Origin of the sequence: Saccharospirillum mangrovi, from assembly GCF_003367315.1 — a bacterium.
In the GTDB taxonomy this organism is placed as follows: domain Bacteria; phylum Pseudomonadota; class Gammaproteobacteria; order Pseudomonadales; family Natronospirillaceae; genus Saccharospirillum; species Saccharospirillum mangrovi.
The window spans coordinates 3,264,391-3,285,628 of sequence record NZ_CP031415.1; the positions used below are offsets into that span (position 1 = coordinate 3,264,391).

Genomic DNA, 21,238 nt, shown 5'->3' on the forward strand with positions numbered 1-21,238 from the left:
CAAGCTAACTGGTCATCCCACTGCCCGTTATCGGCAGCTGCTGACTCTGGCGATAAATAAATTCCTGCACCAGCGCATTCACCGTCTGGCGAAAAACGTGGTCGAGTTCGGCGACGGCGTGGCCGTCCTGATCGATCGGGAAACGCAGTCGGACGCTTTGCCGGTAATCATCGTCCAACTCGTCGGCAATGCCGGCCTGGTCCACTAAAAATGTACTGACGGCGTGCCAGGTATCGGTGTCCCAATGGAAGTCGTTGAAGCGTTCAGCCAATAGCGGCGTCAGCGTCTGAGCATTCAGATAATCGACCAACGCCAGATCAAATTCGTGCAACTGTGCGGCCGTGAGTCGCGGTTCAATTTGCTCACGCAGGCCGTTGCGAACCTGCGCCATTTGCAGCTCCAACTGCAAGCCATCCAACGCCAGCGACTGATAATAATTTTGGTCTTCAACGGTCTCTTCGGTCTGCCCCAATACCGCTAAGGTACCGCGTCGATAACGGCGCATTTCGGCATCAAGCGGGCGCAAAGCCAAGGCGGTGCGCGCGGCGTTTAATGTCGCCGGATAATCGCCCTGATTCAAATAATCGCGCGCCAGATTACGCCAGCCATAAAAGGCGGTCGGGAACCGTTCGACGTAGCGTTCGTTCAACGCCACCGCTTCATCCAGTTGCAAACCAAAGCAAGTGCAGGCAGCGGTTGCCAGAATAAATTCATCGTAGGGTGCGGCGTCTATTGCCTTCAACATGGCGTCGCGCGCGGCGTCCATCTGGTCGAGGCGCGCGTTCACATCGGCCAGCGACCAATACAGCCGGGGCCAGCGATAACCTTGATCCACCAATCGCTGCAATTGGGTCAACGCCTGCTGCGGGTTTTGGAATATGGCGCCGTTCGCAGGCGCCGACCAGACTTGCAAAAAGTCGGCGTACGCCGCCAGCCAGTCGGCTGATTCGGTGTTGTAATTCTGTTGCTGATAATCGGCCGCCACGGTATTCAAACGACCGTACACGCCCAAGCCTGCGGTCTGGCTGGCATCGAGATACGCCTGCGCCACTACTAAACTGCCCGGTACCCAAAAACGCGCACGCTGGAACAGTTGCTCGGCGCCATCCAAAGCTTCTTCGTCGCTGAGCAATTGAATGGCACTGGCGTAGGCAAACGGCAATTCCGGATGCAAATTAATAGCGATGTCTAAATGCGCCTGCCCTAGCGAGCGAAACGCACTGGCACGCTGGCGATAAAACAGCGGCGTATTACGCGGATAATGCCGGCCTTGTTCGGCCCAGGCGGCGTGCAATTTGGCCTGCCCCATCAGCATGCGCGCGTGGTAATTCATCGGCTCAACGACCAGCCATTGCTGCAATCCGTTTAATAACGGTTCGTCCAATACCGCCACCGCCTGATACAGATGTGCGCAGCGTAATTCCAACGCCGGTTCGTTTTCCGGTTGCGATAAACAAGGCGCCAGCGATTCACTGACGGTTGAGAAATCGTGCGCGCGAATGGCGTCTTGTAATTGATCGGCCTGCGCCATCATATCGATGGTGCCGAAGGCCTGGGTGGGCGCAAATACGACCGGCGCAGGTGGGTTACTCTGACACGCAGCAAGCGACACACTCAGCCCCAATAAGAGCACATACCTGATCGCCTTCGCCGTCACGGCTTAAACACCTTTGCCCGACACAGTTTGCGCACTGAACAACAAAGCGTTCAGCACAGTGAACGCACAGCTTGGCAATAGCGATCGGTTTTGTCCAAGCGCTTTTGTTAAAAACGGGACAGTTTCGACACCTATTGATTAGGAACAGCTTGCAAAACAAGCAGTTAAAAATAAAAAGCAATAACGCGATTATTGACCGTCGTTTTCGAAAACGACTAAGGCTTGACGCTTTTACCCGAACACCGAAATTACCAAACCGAAATGACGATTTTCCGACACCTAAATTGACCGGCTTAATCGCATTTCGGTAACTCAGGATTAGCCTGGTAATGTTCAATCACATAATCGATAAAGGCGCGCACCGCAGGCAGCAATCCGCGCCGCGACGGATACACCAAAAGCAGGTTGCCGGTCGGCAGAGTCCAGTCCGGCAACACTTTCTGAAGGTGCCCGCGTCGCACCCAGGATTCGCCCAATTGTTCAGGCAACATCACCACACCCAAACCCTGGCCGGCAGCTTCGCGCAACAGCCCCATATCGTCGCCCACCAACACCGGGCGATGGCGAACCGTCAGGCAGTTGCCATGCGCATCGGTCATGTCGAATTGATAGCGGCCGTTGCCGTACATCATCGACAAGGTGGGCCAGTCGCGTAATTCATCGGGGTGTTGGGGTTCGCCCAGGCGGGCGATTAAATCCGGGTGGGCATAGAGGTGGCTTTTATCCGACGCCAATGGCCGCGCAATCAAGGAGGAATCTTCAATGCGCGCACGCACGCGAAACGCCACGTCCACCTGTTCGGCCAGCAAATCGACCGGCTGATTGGTGATCACCAGTTCCACCCGCACTTCCGGGAACTGTTTCATAAACGCCGGCACCAGTGGCGTCAGCAGCAGATGCGACAATTGATAAGGCGCACTGACGCGGATGGTGCCGCGCGGCACTTCCTGCACAAATTGCGTCACTTGATCAGCCGCTTCGGCGGCGGCGAGCAATTCCTGGCAATGCACTAAAAAGGCCCGGCCGACATCGGTGAGCGACAGCTTGCGAGTGGAACGGCGCAGCAACTGCACGCCCTGACGCCGCTCCAATTCGCTGATGCGTCGGCTCAACGTCGATTTCGGCATGCCCAGCGCCCGCGCCGCTGCGGTGAAACCGCCGTGTTCCACCACCCGCGCGAACAACGCCAGGCTGGTGAGGTCTTGCATCGATTGCATGGACATGGCGTCGCTCCGCTGTGTTCCCGAAAAAGCCCGCTCAGGCTGCGTTCCAAAAACTGAACAATGAAGCCAATATTAGACGACTAATCCTATATCAAGAACAACACTATTCTGTGCTCCGTTCACACATCCTTGGAGCCAACGCCATGAATATCCTGCATCTCGACTCGTCCATTCTGGGCGGACTTTCCGTTTCCCGTCAGCTCAGCGCTCAAGTGGTGGCACGCCTGGCCGCACAAAACCCAGGTGCTCAGATTGTGCATCGCGACCTCGTCGCCGAGCCGATTGCCCACCTCGACATGACCGCCCTGTCAGCCACTCAGGTTCCGGCCGACCAACACAGCCCGGAACAGGCCGCTCAGTTTGCATTGACCGAAACCCTGCTCAATGAACTGTTCGCTGCCGACGTCATCGTCATCGGCCTGCCGTTCTACAACTTCGGCATGCCGACGCAATTGAAAGCCTGGATCGACCGCATCGCCGTTTCCGGTCGCACGTTCCGCTACACCGAAAGCGGCCCGGAAGGTCTGGTTACCGGCAAAAAAGTGATACTGGCGTCGTCACGCGGTGGCGTGTACAGCGAAGGTCCGAGAGTGGCAATGGAACATCAGGAAAGCCACCTCGCGACCGTGTTCGGTTTGCTGGGTCTGACGGACGTCAGCACCGTGCGCGCCGAAGGCGTCAACATGGGTGAAGAGTTCAAAAACCAGGCGCTGGCTGCGGCGGGCGAACAGATTGACCGGCTGACGGTCGCCGCCTAACCCCGGTTTCAACTGCATCACTTAGTTCGACCGCTCAGCGACCCCGGCTGAGCGGTTACTTTTGTTAACGCTGCCGCAAAATAAAAACTGGCTTCATCGATTTCACCTTTTCAGGTGAAGAAGCCAACCGACTCAATCTTTTTAAATCGCACCGTTCTATTCCTTGAATCCACGGAGCGATTATGAAATTCACTCACCTTGGCTGGGCCGGCTGGGCCTTGCTGTCGATGTTACTCAGCGGTTGCAACCCCTCGTCCGGCGACGGCGACGGCGGCAGTGCTACTACCTACACCATCAACGACCCGAACTGGAGCGCCGGCGCTGATACCTGGGCGTCCATTGCCATTCCGTATTTCGATACCAAAGCCAGCATCTTTGCCTTGGTCCGCAACGACACCACGAACGTGCAACGCTTGCTCAGCGGCCAACGCGGAGACAAAACGTTTTCTTCAACCCAATTGGCCACCGACGCCAAGTACAACGACATCGCCGCCGTACGAATCACTCAAAGCAAAGACGGTGAAAGCAAAACCGATTACGCCATGGTCGGCTGCGCACAAGACGGCTCTCTGGAACTGTTTTTAGCCAGTGACCCGAACAATATATACACAACCAAACCGACCAGCGCTGTCAGCTGCGCCAGTGTCGCTGTTGACCCGGTCAACTACAGCGATGGCGACGACGTTCAGATTCGTTTTGCGTACAACTCTGGCAGCGCCGTCGTTAGTAAATTGACCTTCGATGTCGATCTGTTCTACAGCACAGAGGCTAGCATCGGCACGGCCAACGCCTTCAGTAGCAGCAGTTGGGTCGGCGAATCGGTCGGTTCTTCTGATTATTCAATGCGAGCCATCGAAAGTCTCTTCGTCACTGAGGTGACCGCGATTCCGCTGTACGCCATGCAAAGCACCAGCAGTAATGAAATCTCCGCCAAGCGGTCTTTTAGTACAACCTGGTCTTACTACAACAGCGCAATCAATCCATTCACAGCAGCCACCGAGCCCTTTGATATGACCGATATGATTCTGGCACCTGACCATGGCCTTTATATGGTTGGGGAAAAACCAGGTCTGATCGGCAACCGCCATAGCGAAGTCTACGGTCTCGATGGCCGCACCAAAAAACTCAGTGGCGATGGCGACCGTTGCATCGATGCGTTGGCCTGGGATGGCACTGATTTGTGGTGTCACGACTCCACCAGCGAAGGCCGATTAATCCGCTTCAGCCCACCCAACATCAGTGACTAATTGTTAGCGCTCCGGTGTGAACCATCGGAGCAATTTTCTTGCGCATTTTTGTTTCCGGCTGGTGCGATATTCAGCCGATTAACACTGGCCGAAAACTCGGAGTGATTATGTTTTTTGCAAAAAAAATCTGTCTTTTTACAGCCATAATGTCTGCGCTGCTCAGCGGTTGCAGCCCCAGTAATTCAGGCACTGGCAACGGTGGCAATACTGTGCTGTCGACCATCACCGACCCCAAATGGTCGGCCGGCAACGACATCATGATCGCCATTAGCGCCCCCCAGAACGACAGCGACCACGCCATCTTCGCCTTGGCACAATTCGCCAGCAACGCACGCCTGCTGCAGGCCAAACCAGGTGACAGTACATTCAGCACTTCAGATTTCACCAGCTTCGAACGTTTCGAAGACATGGTGGCCTTTCGGATTGACGACACTCAAGGCGGCGTCACCAAAACCGATTACTTGATCGCTGCCTGCGCCTATAACGCCTCCAGCTCAAGCGCCACCATTCGATTGTTCTTAGCCAGCGACCCAGAAACAACGCGAACCACCACCAGCTTGTGGCAGTGCAATGGCTTATCACCGAGATTTGATTCAGGTGACGACAGCAATGTCGCGCGCCTTTATTTGGTGGGCAGGAACAACACCAGCCCAGCAATCGGCAATTCCAAGATAACCGTCGATCTGTTTACCACCAGCGCCAGCAGTCGGTTTGTCACCAGCAGCAACGTCGCAGGTTTTAACCAATCCCGCGCGATGAAAAGCGTCACCACGGCCTATGAAGAAAACGGCGACCCCTTCGCCATCCTGGCCAGCACCACCAACACCAACACCATCATCGAACGGGCAACCGGCGCGTCTGCGCGAACCACCTTGTTCGATTCGGCCACCAACCCCCTGACCGGCGCCCAAAGCATTTTCAGCGTCGCCGCCATGACCCGGGTCGAAGGTCAGGGCGTCTATCTGGTCAGCGGCGATCAAGGCATGATCGGGCTCGCCGAATCCGCACTGAGCAGCGGCGGTACACCCACCAAAATAAGCGCCGCCGCCGCCAGTCGTTGTGCCGATGCGCTGGATTACGATGGCGACAACCTCTGGTGTCACGATGCCACCAGTGAAGGCCGCATCATCAGCTTCAGCCCACCGGCCATCCCCTAAAGACAATCATTCGCTTTCATTTGATCCCCCACCCGGATGTGGCAACATCCGGGCCTTCGTCAGGCTTGATCATGCTGCACATGCCCCTCACTCCGAACCCGACACTGGAAGAACACATCCAGTGGCAACGCTACGACATGTTCAACAAGGAATTACGACCGCGCCTGCTGTCGTCCATTCCAACCTCGGCACTGCTGGCTTTGCTGTTCAGTTTCAGCGCTTCGCCCTGGGCGTTGCTGTGCTGGTTTGTTTGCCTGGGTGTGGTATCGCTGGTGTCGTTTCGGGTGCTCAATTACTACCGCGAACATCCGCCCACCCAGCCGTTGCAATTGAACCGTTGGCACGCCGCCAATTTGTATCTGGCGTTGTTGTGGGGGTTGTTCTGGGCGACGGCGCCCTGGCTGTTTTTCGGCGGCGCTTCGCACAGTCAATTACTGGCGCTGCTACTGATTCTGGTGTTGCTGTCGGCGATGCCATCGGTCACCTTGGGCGCCTATCCGTACCCCGATATTTATCTGGCATTTTTAGCGCCGACAATTTTGTCGTTTTCCGTTCAACTGATCGTGCAAAGCGACGGCCGCTACTGGTTCGTCGGGCCGGCGGCCTTGGCAGTGCTGGCCGCATTCAGCGTGATCAGCCATCGCAAACAATTGGCCTACATTCGTTTGCGCGTTGAACACCAGATGGCGCAGCGCGAAGCCGAACAAGCGGTTGCGGAAAAGAATCGGTTTATTGCCGCCGCCAGCCACGATTTGCGCCAGCCATTGCAAGCCGCCGCCCTGTTCAGCGGCCTGTTGCGCCGCGATGCGTCACGCCATGCAGAGGCTCATAAAAATACAGCGACTCATAAAAACGAAGCGGAATTGATCGACCGGCTCGACGACAGCCTGCGCAACGTGAACGAATTACTGACGCATTTATTCGACTTAACCGCGCTCGATGCACCAACTCAGGCACCGAATAAAATCGACTTCAATTTAGGCCAATGGCTACAGCAACTGGCGCAGCGGTTTCAGCCGCTGGCGGACCGGCGCGGGCTGACGTTGCGTTTGGACAGCGCGGACCTCTGGGTATCAACCGACCCGCAATTGCTCAATCAAATCGTCAGCAACCTGCTCGACAACGCACTCAAATACACCACCGAAGGCGAAGTCCATTTAAGCCTGAAAACCGAAGGCGATTTTTGTTTGCTGAACATTCGCGACACCGGGCCGGGCATCGCATTGGAACACCAGTCGCAGATATTCAAAGCCTTCTATCGCATTGCCGATGGCCGCGATGCCGACGTGCAAGGCTTTGGTTTGGGGTTATCCATCGTCACGCGTTTAGCGCAGCGGCTCGGCATTCCGTTGCAACTGCATTCGCAGCCGGGCCTGGGCAGCCGCTTCCAACTGCGCTTGCCAACGGTGGCCGCCCAACGCGAACAACGGCCAGGCGATACGCCCGACACCGAACCGCCACCGGCGCTGCGCGTGCTGTTGGTGGAAGACGAAAACGACGTCATGGACGCCCTGTCGGCCACGCTGGTCGGTTGGGATTGCGACGTCTGGACAGCGCGCAGCGCCGCCGAACTGACCGAACAACTCGTAAGCGCCTGCGCCCGTTTCGATGTGTTGATTACCGACGATCAACTCGACACAAACACTCAAAGCAACCACATCATCCAACGCGTCCGCGAGCATCAGCCCGGCCTGCCCGTGTTAATTCTCACCGGCAATACCTCGCCCGAGGGGCAACAACGGCTCAACCCAAACCCGGCCGACCACAGCCAGGAAATTCTGTTCAAACCGGTGCAAAGCGATGCCCTGGCCGCGGCACTGAACCGCCTCACCCAGGCGCAATTGAAAGCGGAATAACGACGGCTTACAGCAGCCCCAAACGGGCGGCGATGCGCAGACAATCGCTGCGGTTGCGCGCATCGAGTTTGTCGTACATCAGGCGGATGTGGGTTTTGATGGTGTTAGCGCTCAGGTGCAATTGCCGGGCAATTTCATCGACCGTCTGACCGGCCTGCATCAAACGCAAAATCGATAGTTGCCGCCGCGACAGCAACTCCGGCGCCGCCTCAGTTGAGGCCGTTAATTGCGCCAGCGCCTCGGTGGTCACCCAGGGCGCGCCCGCCAACACCTCGCGCGCGGCCTGCAACAACGCCTCGGCGGATTGATCTTTGGTGACATAACCGCGCGCGCCGCTGGCGCGCAATTGCTGCGCACTCACCGGGCTCGGATTGGCCGAACACACCAGCACCGGCAACTCGGGGTAACGCTGCAACAACAGTTCGCACAGCGTCTGGCCGTGAATATCCGGCAGGTCCAGATCCAGCAACGCCAGTGCAAAGTGATGAGTGTCCGACTCGGCCAGCAACTGCAACGCCGCCTCGGCACTGGGCACCGTCGTCACCGACAGCTCCGGCACCAGACTACCCAAGGTCAGCGCCAGCGCACCGGAAAACATCTGATGATCGTCAATGATTAACCAGGGTTGAAACGTCTTTTCCATAACCCGACTGCGTTAAACGAGAAAACCACGGTAGCCTACTACAAAGCCCGGTGCTGCATGGCACCGGCCACTGAAAATCCTGACTGGAGGGCGCAAAGATGACCGCTCGTAGGCTGCTTCCCTGGCTCGCACTGCTGGCACTCGCCGGCTGCAATCAACCCGAACCCACCATGCTACAACCGACTGAGTTACCACCGACTGAGCCGCAACCGGCAGAACCCGCGCCCATCGACCGCAGCATCAATGGCGCCATCGACGCCCTGCAACGCTATTACCACGCCCTCAACAATGGCGACTACCCAAGCGCCTACGCCCTCTGGGGCGAGCGCGGCGCGCCCAGCCAAAGCCTTGAAGAGTTCAGCGCCAGCTTCGCCGACATCGCCCAATTCGAGCTGCGCATCGGCGACGATACCTTCGCCGAAGGCGCCGCCGGATCGATTTACGCCACCCTGCCCATCGAGCTAACCGTCCACCAGACCAACAACCAGCCCCAACACTGGCAAGGCAACGCCATCCTCCGCCGCGTCAACGACGTCCCCGGTGCCAGCGACGCCCAACTGCACTGGCATCTGTACAGTCTGGATTTGAAACCGGTAGGCTGATGCGCTTTGGGTCAACCACAGGAGCAACCATGACCGAAGCCAGCACGCACCTGCTGCGACACCTGCCGCACCAGAAAGCCATCGTCGATGCCTTCCTGGCAGCGTTCGAACCGGAAGCGGATGTCGTTGCGGCGGTACTGCTTGGCTCGCTGGCTGGCGGCACCGGCGACCGCCTGTCCGATGCCGACCTGATGGTGTTCACCCAAAACAATTTCCACCGCCAAAGCGACGCCGCCTATCAGCGCTTCGAGCAAAATTTCGAAGTCTTATACCGCCTCGAAGGCGACCACAACGAACGCGCCCGCTACAAAAAATACCTCTTCGGCGACGGCACCAGCGCCGAAATTCACTGCGCCGACCTGAGCGAACCGTTCGACATCGCCCGGCCCTTTCTCGTGCTGTTCGACAAAGCCAACATCGTCGCCGACCGGCTGACCGACGAACCGGCTCCCGCACACGAAACCTTCCCGGTGTATGAACAAGGCGACGCCGGTTTGATCTGGGAATTGCTCAGTTGCATCAAATGGCTAAGGCGAGGGCAGACTGGGATGGCAAAACAATACTTAAAACGACTGGCGTCAGCTCTTTAACTCAGCGGATCACCTTCTACGCAATTTCACAGGTGTAAACATGAAATTTAGAAATCTGTTTTGGGAACACTTTCTAATACTAGAATCGGATGTGAATGTTCTGTCGCGATATATTGACCTTGATGAAAGCAACTTCAACGTACACTCCATTCAACTCGCTCACTTACTGCTAGCAATAGGTTCTGAGATAGACATTACCCTGAAAAAAATTTGCAGTTATTTAGACCCCAAAAAAACGAAGAATATAGATCAATATAAAAAAATCCTTAAAGACCATCGTGCATTTTCCGAATCCATTGAATTAGTAAAAACGGGGTACTTATTCGAACCATGGTCAGACTGGAAAGAAGACAATAATCCTACTTGGTGGAAGTCCTACAACAATATTAAACACAATAGAGATAAATACTTTAAAGAAGCGAATCTCGGAAACGTGCTAAACGCTCTAGGAGGCCTCTACTTAGCGAATCTTTGCCAGCAAATTGAGGCGATAAATACAATAAGCCTAATTCCAGCAGAGTTGGAAAGCATCGCTCGGCATGTTTCACATGAATCAAACCTGTTCCGAATCACGGACCCCTCAATATATTTGCCAGACTGACTATTGGATTCACACGAACGCAGTATCAGCGTACCTCTGAACTTAGAGCCTAATATTTACTGACGTTGCATAAGTGAAACGACCATCGCGTAATATAGCCAAAAGTCACTTCACAAGCGCATCGCTTTTGCTATGGTGACGCGGCTTACCGCTTGCTCTGTGCCCCGTTCTGGTGGCGCTTTTTGGGAAAGGAATGTTCCATGAAAAAACTCTTAGTGTTGTCTTTGCCGCTTATTCTGGCCGCTTGCGCCAGCCAGAGCCCGGCGCTTCAGGATGTTGAAGGCCCGGTCTCGGCCGAACAGCAACGCGCCGCTCAACAGGCCGTTTCCGAACCGACGCGTCTGGCGCTCAAGCGCAAGCTGGCGGTGGGTCGTCTGTCGAACGAAACCACTTATGGTCGCAGCCTGATCGGCACCAACGCCAGCGACAGCATCGGCCAGAAAATCACCGACATGTTTGTGCAGTCGCTGATCAACTCGAACAACTACTTAGTGTTTGAACGCCCCGACATCGCCTTGCTGGAGCGGGAATCCGAACTCTCCGGCCAGAGCGTCAACATCATCGGCGTCGATACATTGGTGATCGGCTCGCTCACCGAATTTGGCCGTTCCACCACCGGCGAATCCGGTTTCCTGTCTTCCTCCAAACGCCAGGAAGCGACTGCCACCATTGATTTACGTTTGGTTGATACCCGCACCGGCCAGGTGACTGAATCGGTCACTGGCACGGGTTCTTCGTCCACCGAAACCGCCAGCACCATGGGCTTTGGCTCCGTTGCCAGCTACGACGGCAGCCTGAACGATCAGGCCATTGGCGCGGCCGTAAATGCGGCGGTGGAAAAACTCACACTGTTGATGCTGGAAAAACCCTGGTCCGCCGATGTGCTGGCCGTGGAAGACGGTTTGATCTACATCAGCGGCGGCGCAAGCCAGGGCATTCATCCGGGCATGGTGTTCGATGTCATGACCCGTGGCCGTCAGGTTACCTCCCAAACCACGGGCGGCATCATCACCTTGCCGGGCAACAAAGTGGGCGAGTTGCGCATCGATGGCACCTTCGGTGACAGCGAACTCGAAGAAGGCGCTTACGGCGGTCTGGTGTCCGGCTCCATCGCCGGTCAGCCGCTGGAACAACTCATCGTCCGGGAGGCCAACTAATGAACGCCATCAAAGCCACACTGCTGATTCTGGTGACCACCGTCCTGTTAGCCGCCTGCGCCCAGGCACCGTCGAAACTGACCACCACCGTCGACGACCGCCCGCGTCTGGCCTTTGAACTGCCCGAAGGCACCTCGGCCCAGGGCTACAGCGTCGTTATCGACGGCATCGATTACGGCGACATGAGCCAATACCTGGCCGGCACCCGCTCGGCCAGCGCGGTGCGCATTGTGCCGGGCCGTCACGTCGTGGAAGTCTGGTATCGCAGCCAGCAAAAACTGAGCGAGGAAATTTTCCTCAGCGACGGCGACACCCGCATTTTGAAGGTCACGCCATGAGAATAGGTCTACTGCTGGTCGCACCCGCCCTGTTGCTGGGCGGTTGCGCCTCCACCCAGTTGTACAACTGGGGCAATTACGAAGAAGACCTGTTCACCTACTACAACGAACCCGGCGAGCAAGCGGAAGTGGTGGCCGACCACGTCGCCTTCCTCGATAAAATCATGGCGCGCGGCGAAAAACCCGCGCCCGGTTTGCTGGCCGAAGCCGGCACCTTTTATCTGCAAGCGGGCAACACCGACAAAGCGTTGGAGTACTACCAGTTGGAATACGACACCTGGCCGGAAAGCCGGGCGTTAATGAGCTCGTTGATCAACAACCTCGGAGGTGCCCAATGAACACAGTGCGCATCGTTTTGGTGTTGACCATCGCCGCCGCCCTCACCGGCTGCATGAGCTTTCCGTACCACGACCCGTTGGCCGCCTACCACGAAGTAAAACCGACCTCCATTCTGGTGGTGCCGGTGGTTAACGAATCGGTCGATGTACAAGCGCCCACCTCGGTGCTGACCACCCTGCCGCGTCTGCTCGGTGAAAAAGGCTATTACGTGTTTCCGGTGAACACGGTGAAAACCGTACTGGAATACGAAGGCTTGTATGAACCGGCGGAAGTGCACCAGGTGGCACCGTCGGAACTGGCCGGCTGGTTCGGAGCCGATGCGATTTTGTACGTCACCATTCACGAATGGACATCGCGTTACATTGTCGTATCCACCACCACCGAAGTGGATTTCGAATACCGCATCGTCGATAAAAACGGCGTGGAATTGTGGACCGCCCGCAAAAGCCTGAGCTACACCCCGCAGAACGAAGACAGCGGCGGCGGCATGGCCGGCTTGTTGTCGATGGCCATTACCGCCGCCGTTGAACGCGCCGCGCCGAACTACTTACCGCTAACGCGCGAAGCCAACGCCCAGGTGTTTTATTACGACTCCCCCAGCCTGCCACCCGGCCCGTACTCGCCGGTGTACGAGCAGTACTACCAGAACCTGGCGGAAGAAAAAGCCGCGGCCGAAGCCAACTGATTCAGCCAAAAAAACCCGACGCACCCCTCGGTGCGTCGGGTTTTTTTTATGCGCTGAAAAAACATTCAGTTTTTCACACGTTTGAGAGCAAAAAACACTCTCACTAAAACGAACACTCAAACGCCTGCCTGAGACGATGGCGCTCAGTCAGGCCCAGCACAACGCCCTGACATCCAACAACTCAACGTGCAGGGAAAAACACCATGAACCACTTTCGCAACACCATCGGGCGCAACACCACCGGGCTCAGCCTCCTGCTGACCGTGGGCGCCACACTGATACTCGCTGCCTGTGACCCTTCGGACGGCCCATCCAACGGCAATAACGGCAACACCACGCCAGAAACACTGCGCTTAAGCTTCGAGCAAACCAAACAGTTTGTCTTCGACTGGGATGCCGTCGAAAACGCCACCCACTACGTTTTGAAAGAAAACGCCGATGGGCAATCCGGCTTTAACGTCATCGCCGACAACCTGCCCGCCAACGAAACCCAATACCAAATCACCGTTCCGCTCCATCAACGCACCAAGGCCCGCTACCAGTTACTGGCCTGCCTGCCCGAACAAACGGAATGCTCGCCGGTGGGCGAAACCCAGGTGGCGGTGAAGGATGTGAAACATCTGGTCAACAGCATCGGTTTTTTCAAAGGCTTCCAACCAAACAGCGACGCCCCCGGCAGTAACAACCAGCCCCTCGTAAATAACGGCTATGCCATCGCCCTCAGTGCCGATGGCACCACCCTGGCCGTGAGTGACACGGATCAAAGCAATACGTTTTCCCATGCGGGCGCGGTGTTTGTTTATCGACGCAATGCCTCCGGTGTATGGCACGAAGAACAACGGCTACAGGCGTTGCTGCCTGGCAATGTCAATGATGATGTCGCTTTCGGCACGTCACTCAGCCTCAGTGCCGACGGCAATACACTGGCGATTGGCAGTGATTCGGAAGACAACAATACCTCCGGCATTACCCAGGGGAACGACCTGAACACCTTGGAATACAAGTCAGATTCGGATTCGGGCGATAGCGGCGCCGTTTATCTCTTTACCCGCAGCGACGACGGCGAGGTGCACTGGAAAACCACCGCCTATATCAAAGATGAAGAACTGAAAGAGGAAGCGAATTTCGGAACAGCCGTCAGCCTAAGTGCCGACGGCAGTAACCTGGCGGTCGGTGCGACCAGGGGAGGCACCTTAGTTTCTTTCGTGGGTCGCAACGGCACCGTAAACCACTACCGGCTCGATGACGCGGGTTGGGTAATGGTCCGCACCTTGGAAGCACCCAACGCCAGCATTGATGATGCATTCGGTACGGCCGTCAGCCTGGATTCAACAGGCACTCTATTGGCCGTGGGTGCTCCCGGTGAAAACAGCAATCTGAGCGAAGTTTACGAGGCAAACAGCATACCCAACAGCGAGACAACACTCAGCGGCAGCGGGGCGGTCTATCTGTTCAAGCTAAACGCCAGCGACAACGAAGACGAAGACAAAGCCCTCCATTACATCAAGGCGAGTAATGCCGGTGCTGGCGACAACTTTGGTGCAGCCCTCAGCCTCAGTGCCGATGGGCTGACGCTAGCAGTCGGCTCGCGTTTTGAGAACAGCGCAGCCACCGGAATCATTAACGGCAGCAATGCCCAACCCAGCCAAATAAACGACGACGACAACGCAAGCCGCAGCGGAGCGGTTTATCTCTTTACCCGACCCGATGCCGACAGCACCTGGCAACAACACGCCTACCTCAAAGCGCCCAACAGCGAAGCCAATGATGACTTTGGCGCCTCAGTCAGCCTTAACCAAAACGGCTCACAGTTGGTCGTGGGGGCTGATGAAGAAGACAGTAACGCCCAAGGCCTGGAAGGCAACATGAACGACAATACAAAAGAGGGCTCTGGGGCCGCTTACTATTTCCAGCGTGATATTGACGGCAACTGGCAACGCCCTGTCTATATCAAGGCCAGCAACCCTGCATCTGGCTTCGGCCGGGCCGTCGCCATCAGCGACAACGGCGAAACCATCGCTGTTAGTTCTACGCAGAGCCATGGCGACACCGGCATCAACGGCGACCAAACCCGCCAGGATAACTTGTCCGGCGCCACCTACCTCTACTAACGTCCAACCCCGCTTTCGTTCAACGTCCTTTTACCCGGCTTCGGCCGGGTTTTTTTTACCCCGTTTTTCCGTCGTCCAGGCGAATACACCCAGTCAATACGTCAAATACCCCAACCCCCACCGCCAATCGGCCACTAGGCCGGTTATGGCCGCTCGCCCACCATCGGTAGCGCTGACGTTTTCAGTGAACCAGTTCACCTTTCACTGTTCACGATGGGTGATCGGTTCGAACGCATTGCGAATCCAAGTTGACCGTCCGTTTCGAAAACTTTCTTCCGATTAAAAAAGAGCAAGGGGAATCTAACGATGAAATCCAAGCAACTGTTGCCCGGCATCGCGCTGGGTTTGGGTGCCACACTTGGCAGCCACGCACTGGCCGAAGTGGAACCGATTAAAGTCGGCGTTTTGCATTCGCTGTCTGGCACCATGGCGATCAGTGAAAGCACCTTAAAAGACACCGTTTTGATGATGGTGGAACAGCAAAACGCCGCCGGTGGTTTGCTCGGCCGTCCGCTCGAAGCGGTGGTGGTAGACCCGGCATCCGACTGGCCGTTGTTCGCCGAAAAAGCACGCGAATTGCTGACCGAAGAAGACGTCGATGTGATCTTCGGTTGCTGGACATCCGTGTCGCGCAAATCGGTATTGCCCGTCATCGAAGAACTGAACGGCCTGATGTTCTATCCGGTTCAGTACGAAGGCGAAGAATCGTCCGAAAACATTTTCTACACCGGCGCGGCACCGAACCAGCAAGCCATCCCGGCGGTCGATTACTTGATGAACGACCTGGGCATTGAGCGTTGGGTACTGGCCGGAACCGACTACGTGTATCCGCGCACCACCAACAAAATTCTCGAAGCCTATTTGAAAGACAAAGGCGTCGCTGAAGCCGACATCATGATCAACTACACGCCGTTCGGTCATTCCGATTGGCAGTCGATCGTTTCCGACATCAAAGCCTTCGGCAGTGCCGGCAAACCGACAGCGGTGGTTTCCACCATCAACGGCGACGCCAACGTGCCGTTCTACCGCGAACTGGGCAACCAGAACATTTCCTCGTTCGAAATTCCGGTCGTCGCTTTCTCGGTCGGTGAAGAAGAACTCTCCGGCATCGACACCACACCGCTGGTCGGCCACCTGGCCGCCTGGAACTACTTCCAGAGCGTAGAAAGCGACGCTAACGATGAATTCATCGCCGCCTGGCACGAATTCACCGGCAACGACGAGCGCGTCACTAACGACCCAATGGAAGCCACTTACATCGGTTTCAAAATGTGGGCGCAAGCGGTTGAACAAGCCGGCACCACCGACGTCGATGCAGTAGAAGACGCCATGATCGGCCAGGAAGTTGAAAACCTGACCGGCGGCGTAGCCGTGATGAACAAAAACCATCACCTGAGCAAGCCGGTATTGATTGGCGAAATTCAGGACGACGGCCAGTTCGAAGTGGTATGGGAGACCGATGGCGTAGTACCGGGCGATGCCTGGTCCGACTTCCTGCCGGAATCAAAAATGCTGCTCGCCGACTGGACCGCGCCGATCAGCTGCGGCAACTACAACACCGAAACCAAAACCTGTTCGGGGCAGAATTATTGAGGTTGGTTTTAGGTTAACGGTGAGTGCCGTTGCCCAGGGGAGATCCCGGATAAGGTCTGTGACCTTTCCGGGATGACAAACTAGGACTGGTGCCTGAATTGTCATCCCGGACGAAGACAAGACCTGTTTGGGCAGAGCTATTGAGGTTGGTTTTAGGTTAACGGTGAGTGCCGTTGCCCAGGGGAGATCCCGGATAAGGTCTGCGACCTTTCCGGGATGACAAGTGACTTTCGATATCAACCCTGTCATCCCGGTGTGCCGGTCCAACGGAATTGCGTCAGCAATATCCGGGATCTCCCCAAAAGCACCCAACTCCCCACCAACCGCCACCCCAAACATCAAGCTTCTAAAGCCCGACTCTCTCGTTTACGGGCGACACCAGTCGCCCGCTTTTTAATGCCCGAACACCCTGGAGGTTTCGCCGTGAAACGTCTGTTACGGTTGGCAACTGGCCTGCTGGCAACCTGCGGGTTGCTGTTCACCCACGCCGCCTTTGCTGAGTCTTTATTCGAACAACGGCTCGGTGAACTCACCGAAGCCAGCCTGGCCGAAACCCAGGCGCTACTGGAAGCGTTGGAAGCCGAAGGCGACCCGCGCTTGCTGCCGTTATTCGATGCCTTGTTCAACGGCAACCTCTATTACATCGAGGCCGACCAAACCCTGGTCGCAGCCGACCCCAATTCCGGCACCGCACCGTTCACCGGCATTTTAAGCGGTGACGTTGTTGCGTCTTTAAGCGAAGACGACGTCGCCAAAGTGCGCGTAAACAACCGCCTGCGCCGTTACCTGAACGACGCCCTGGCCCGGCTGAAACTCACCGCCGCCGACCCGGACATTCGCATCGCCGCGGTGAACGAATTACTCAGCCAATTAAACGCCAACACCGTCGCCCAACTCGATGCGCTGCGCGCCAACGAACAAAACGCCAACGTGCAAAAAGCACTCGATACGGCGCTGAATTTATACACCGCCCAAAGCAGCGACCGCGTTGGCGAACGCGTGCAAGCCATTCACGCCCTGAGCGGCAGTTTGCAAAACGCCGTGCGCAATGCGCTGGCACGTTTGGCCGACGATGCCACCGCACCCGAAGCCGTGCGCATCGCCGCCACCGATTCACTGAAACGCATCGAACAGAAATTCACTTTCTACAGCTACGTGAACCAGTTGTTCTTCGGTTTGAGTCTGGGTTCGGTGTTGTTGCTCGCCGCTTTTGGCCTGGCAATCACCTTTGGCGTAATGGGCGTGATCAACATGGCGCACGGCGAAATGTTAATGCTCGGCGCTTACACCACCTTCGTCGTGCAACAGCTGATGCCCAATGCCATTAACCAATCCATCTGGGTAGCGATACCGATGGCGTTTTTAGTCGCCGGCAGCGTGGGCGTGTTGATCGAACGTTGCGTCATTCGTTTTCTGCACGGCCGACCGCTGGAAACCTTGCTCGCTACGTTCGGCATCAGTCTGGTTCTGCAACAACTGGTACGCACGGTGTTCTCGCCACTGAACCGTCGCGTTATCGCACCCGACTGGCTGAGCGGTTCCTGGCAAATTAACCCGGCGTTATCGCTCACTTACAACCGGTTATACATCCTGATTTTCGCGTTAATCGTGTTCGCGGTGCTGGTGTTAATCATGAAAAAAACCTCACTCGGTTTGCAGGTGCGCGCCGTCTCGCAAAACCGCGCCATGGCAAAAGCCATGGGCATTAAAACCGACTGGGTGGATGCGCTGACCTTTGGTTTGGGTTCGGGCATTGCCGGCATCGGCGGTGTGGCGCTCAGCCAATTAACCAACGTTGGCCCCAACCTCGGCCAGTCGTACATCATCGATTCGTTTATGGTCGTCGTGTTCGGCGGCGTCGGGAATTTGTACGGCACCTTGGTGGCCGCTTTTACGCTCGGTGTCGCCAATAAATTTCTGGAACCGATCACCGGCACGGTGTTGGCAACCACGCTGGTGTTGGTGTTCATCATTCTGTTCATTCAGAAAAAACCCAAAGGCTTGTTCCCTCAACGCGGGAGGGCCGCTGAATGAATCGTTTCACGCAACTGCTGTCACTCGGTCGTATGCCGGGCAATAAAACGCTGCCGTTCGTGGCGATTTTATTCGCCGTCACCTTGCTGGCCTCGCTGGGTAATTTGCTGGTGCCGGAAGGTTCAGCGCTGCATGTATCGACCTACACCATCACCTTGCTCGGCAAGTATTTGAGTTACGCCTTGCTGGCGTTGGCAGTCGATGTGATTTGGGGTTACTGCGGCATTCTCAGTTTGGGACACGGCGCTTTCTTTGCGCTCGGCGGCTACGCCATGGGCATGTATCTGATGCGCCAGATTGGCGACCGCGGCGTTTACGGCAACCCCGTCCTGCCCGACTTTATGGTGTTCCTGAATTGGGATGCACTGCCCTGGTTCTGGCTGGGTATGGACCAGTTCTGGTTCGCCATACTGATGGTGGTGTTTGTGCCCGGTTTGCTCGCCTTCGTGTTCGGCTGGCTGGCGTTTCATTCGCGCGTCACCGGCGTGTATTTATCGATCATCACCCAGGCACTCACCTACGCCTTAATGCTCGCCTTCTTCCGCAACGAAATGGGCTTTGGCGGCAACAATGGCTTAACCGATTTTAAAGATTTGCTCGGCTTCGACTTACAGTCCGACACCACCCGCGTCGCCCTGTTCGCACTCACGGCTTTTATGCTCGGTTTGGTGTACGTGATCAGCCATCTCATTTTGAAATCGCGTTTCGGCAAAGTGATCGAGGCGATTCGCGATGGCGAAAACCGGGTGCGCTTTTTGGGCTACCGCACCGAACGATACAAGGTCGGCTTGTTTGTTTATTCCGCCGTGGTCGCGGGCATTGCCGGGGCGCTCTATGTGCCGCAAGTCGGCATCATCAACCCCGGTGAATTTGCGCCGCTGAAATCCATCGAACTCGTCGTTTGGGTTGCCGTTGGTGGGCGCGGCACTTTGTACGGCGCTGTGGTCGGTGCCTTGTTGGTGAACTACGCCAAGACGCGCTTCACCGCCATTTTGCCGGACGGCTGGCTGTTTATTCTCGGCGGTCTGTTTGTGTTGGTCACGCTGTTCCTGCCCAAAGGACTGGTCGGTCTGGTCGGCCAGGTGCGCGCTCGTTTCAAACCCGCCAAACCCTCCGAGGAGTCTGCCGTATGACTGTTCAGTCTTTGCTCGACCGCGAGCACGTCTGGCCGTTTTTAACCCCGGCACAACGGCCGGTGGATGTGTCGCATCAGGTCATTTTGTACGTCGAAGGGCTCACCGTCAGTTTCGACGGTTTCAAAGCGCTGAACGACTTAAACCTCTACGTGAACGACGGCGAATTACGCTGCTTAATCGGCGCGAACGGTGCCGGTAAAACCACGCTGATGGATGTGATTACCGGCAAAACCGCCTGCGATTCCGGCCGCGCTTTCTTCGGCCAGACCATCGATTTACTGGCGCACTCCGAGGCCGAAGTCGCGCAACTCGGCATCGGCCGGAAATTCCAGAAACCCACCGTCTTTGAAGCACAGACGGTGTTCGACAATCTGGAACTGGCGATGAAAAGCAACAAGGCATTGTGGCCAACGCTGATCGCCAAACTCACGCCGTCAGACATCGACCGCATCGATTCAGTGCTCGCCACCATCGGCCTCACCACCGAGCGTTTCAAACTGGCCGGCAGTTTGTCGCACGGGCAAAAGCAGTGGTTGGAAATTGGCATGCTATTGGTCGCCGAACCGCGCCTGTTATTGATCGACGAACCCGTAGCCGGCATGACCGCCGAAGAAACCGACCGCACCGCTGAATTGCTCACCTCGCTCGCCGGTGAACGCACCGTCATCGTGGTCGAACACGACATGGCTTTTGTGCGTTCCATCGCTCGCACCGTCACGGTGTTGCATCAAGGCTCGGTACTCGCCGAAGGCACCATGGACCAGATTCAAAACCACCCGGATGTCATCGAGGTGTACCTGGGGGAAGAAGCATGATCGACATTCACGGCCTCAACCAACTCTACGGCGGCACACAAATTCTGTGGGATTTGAACCTCGATATTAAACCCGGTGCCTGCACCTGCATCATGGGGCGCAACGGTGTTGGCAAAACCACGCTGCTGAAATGCCTGATGGGTTTGCTGCCGATCAAGAGCGGCGAAATTCTGTTCGACGGCCAGAGCATTCACACCAAGTCAGCCGAAAGCCGGGCGCGTACCGGCATCGGGTATGTACCGCAAGGGCGCGATATTTTTCCGCTGCTCACGGTCGAAGAAAACCTGCGCATCGGCTTAAAAGCCCGGCCCGATAAAGCCAAGAAAATTCCGCAGAAAATCTTCGATTTATTTCCAGTGCTCGGCGACATGATGCACCGGCGCGGTGGCGATTTATCCGGCGGCCAGCAACAGCAACTGGCGATTGGCCGGGCGTTGGTGCTCGACCCGAAAGTGTTGATTCTCGACGAACCCAACGAAGGCATTCAGCCCAACATCGTCGCGCAAATTGGCGATGTAATTCAGTTGCTGCAAAAAGAAGACGGTTTAACGGTGGTGCTGGTGGAACAGAAACTCGGTTTCGCGCGCCGCGTCGGCCAGGAATTCCGCTTAATGGAAAAAGGCCGCATCGTCGCCAGCGACCAGATGGCGAATTTAACCGACGAATTAATTCGTCAGCATCTGGCGGTGTAAGCCG

20 protein-coding genes are annotated in these 21,238 nt (G+C 56.5%); 17 read left to right on the top strand and 3 right to left on the bottom strand.

The genetic code is table 11. The features are described from left to right. Positions 1-4: 4 nt before the first annotated feature. Together DW349_RS15235 and DW349_RS15240 are read right to left on the bottom strand one after the other, a co-directional pair. Entirely contained in the window at positions 5-1,612 is a 1,608-nt protein-coding gene (locus tag DW349_RS15235) for a tetratricopeptide repeat protein (protein WP_157954218.1), read from the bottom strand. 338 nt (positions 1,613-1,950) lie between these two features. Beyond that, positions 1,951-2,880 (bottom strand): LysR substrate-binding domain-containing protein, encoded by a 930-nt coding sequence (locus tag DW349_RS15240; protein WP_198650397.1) that lies wholly within the window; start codon positions 2,878-2,880, stop codon positions 1,951-1,953. Between the two features lie 143 nt (positions 2,881-3,023). On the opposite strand from DW349_RS15240, the gene DW349_RS15245 reads away from it, so the two are divergent. The 4 genes from DW349_RS15245 (at position 3,024) to DW349_RS15260 (ending at position 7,898) form a co-directional block, all read left to right on the top strand. Continuing rightward, a complete protein-coding gene (locus DW349_RS15245) occupies positions 3,024-3,638 on the top strand; it encodes an FMN-dependent NADH-azoreductase (protein WP_108124041.1) in 615 nt (204 codons plus the stop codon). 182 nt (positions 3,639-3,820) lie between these two features. Beyond that, the gene (locus tag DW349_RS15250; protein ID WP_108124042.1) at positions 3,821-4,885 is read left to right on the top strand and encodes a hypothetical protein; all 1,065 of its coding nucleotides are present in this window, start codon (positions 3,821-3,823) and stop codon (positions 4,883-4,885) included. A gap of 146 nt (positions 4,886-5,031) precedes the next feature. Further along, on the top strand, positions 5,032-6,042 hold the full coding sequence (locus tag DW349_RS15255) for a hypothetical protein (protein WP_157954219.1): 1,011 nt from the start codon (positions 5,032-5,034) through the stop codon (positions 6,040-6,042). A gap of 71 nt (positions 6,043-6,113) precedes the next feature. Next, positions 6,114-7,898, top strand: coding sequence for an ATP-binding protein (locus DW349_RS15260; RefSeq protein WP_108124044.1), 1,785 nt, complete (start codon positions 6,114-6,116; stop codon positions 7,896-7,898). 7 nt (positions 7,899-7,905) lie between these two features. On the opposite strand, the gene DW349_RS15265 is transcribed toward DW349_RS15260, so the two are convergent. Next, positions 7,906-8,541 carry a response regulator gene (locus DW349_RS15265; protein WP_108124045.1) on the bottom strand — a complete coding sequence of 212 codons (636 nt, stop codon included), beginning with the start codon at positions 8,539-8,541 and terminating at the stop codon, positions 7,906-7,908. 98 nt (positions 8,542-8,639) lie between these two features. Here DW349_RS15265 and DW349_RS15270 point away from each other — a divergent pair, with 98 nt between their 5' ends. From DW349_RS15270 to urtE, 13 genes are all read left to right on the top strand, one after another. Then, positions 8,640-9,143 (top strand): hypothetical protein, encoded by a 504-nt coding sequence (locus tag DW349_RS15270; RefSeq protein ID WP_108124046.1) that lies wholly within the window; start codon positions 8,640-8,642, stop codon positions 9,141-9,143. Between the two features lie 29 nt (positions 9,144-9,172). Beyond that, positions 9,173-9,733: a nucleotidyltransferase domain-containing protein gene (locus DW349_RS15275; RefSeq protein WP_108124047.1), complete on the top strand. Its 561-nt coding sequence runs from the start codon at positions 9,173-9,175 to the stop codon at positions 9,731-9,733. 91 nt (positions 9,734-9,824) lie between these two features. Then, entirely contained in the window at positions 9,825-10,334 is a 510-nt protein-coding gene (locus DW349_RS15280; protein WP_157954220.1) for a hypothetical protein, read from the top strand. Between the two features lie 200 nt (positions 10,335-10,534). After that, the gene (locus DW349_RS15285) at positions 10,535-11,491 is read left to right on the top strand and encodes a CsgG/HfaB family protein (RefSeq protein WP_108124049.1); all 957 of its coding nucleotides are present in this window, start codon (positions 10,535-10,537) and stop codon (positions 11,489-11,491) included. Continuing rightward, positions 11,491-11,829, top strand: coding sequence for a hypothetical protein (locus DW349_RS15290; protein WP_108124050.1), 339 nt, complete (start codon positions 11,491-11,493; stop codon positions 11,827-11,829). Before DW349_RS15285 ends, DW349_RS15290 begins: the two co-directional genes overlap by 1 nt. Then, a complete protein-coding gene (locus DW349_RS15295) occupies positions 11,826-12,167 on the top strand; it encodes a DUF4810 domain-containing protein (protein WP_108124051.1) in 342 nt (113 codons plus the stop codon). Before DW349_RS15290 ends, DW349_RS15295 begins: the two co-directional genes overlap by 4 nt. Beyond that, positions 12,164-12,853: a DUF799 domain-containing protein gene (locus DW349_RS15300; RefSeq protein ID WP_108124052.1), complete on the top strand. Its 690-nt coding sequence runs from the start codon at positions 12,164-12,166 to the stop codon at positions 12,851-12,853. The genes DW349_RS15295 and DW349_RS15300 overlap by 4 nt, the downstream gene beginning before the upstream one ends. A 263-nt stretch (positions 12,854-13,116) precedes the next feature. Further along, complete coding sequence (locus tag DW349_RS15305) at positions 13,117-14,964, top strand: hypothetical protein (RefSeq protein WP_162824651.1); 1,848 nt, start codon at positions 13,117-13,119, stop codon at positions 14,962-14,964. Between the two features lie 306 nt (positions 14,965-15,270). Continuing rightward, positions 15,271-16,557: an urea ABC transporter substrate-binding protein gene (gene urtA, locus DW349_RS15310; protein ID WP_108124054.1), complete on the top strand. Its 1,287-nt coding sequence runs from the start codon at positions 15,271-15,273 to the stop codon at positions 16,555-16,557. Between the two features lie 423 nt (positions 16,558-16,980). Further along, the gene (gene urtB / locus DW349_RS15315; RefSeq protein WP_232819263.1) at positions 16,981-18,591 is read left to right on the top strand and encodes an urea ABC transporter permease subunit UrtB; all 1,611 of its coding nucleotides are present in this window, start codon (positions 16,981-16,983) and stop codon (positions 18,589-18,591) included. Next, positions 18,588-19,724: an urea ABC transporter permease subunit UrtC gene (gene urtC, locus DW349_RS15320; RefSeq protein WP_108124056.1), complete on the top strand. Its 1,137-nt coding sequence runs from the start codon at positions 18,588-18,590 to the stop codon at positions 19,722-19,724. The genes urtB and urtC overlap by 4 nt, the downstream gene beginning before the upstream one ends. Beyond that, entirely contained in the window at positions 19,721-20,542 is an 822-nt protein-coding gene (gene urtD / locus DW349_RS15325; RefSeq protein ID WP_108124057.1) for an urea ABC transporter ATP-binding protein UrtD, read from the top strand. The genes urtC and urtD overlap by 4 nt, the downstream gene beginning before the upstream one ends. Then, positions 20,539-21,234, top strand: a complete 696-nt coding sequence (gene urtE, locus DW349_RS15330; RefSeq protein WP_108124058.1) for an urea ABC transporter ATP-binding subunit UrtE — start codon at positions 20,539-20,541, stop codon at positions 21,232-21,234. The genes urtD and urtE overlap by 4 nt, the downstream gene beginning before the upstream one ends. Positions 21,235-21,238: the final 4 nt, after the last annotated feature.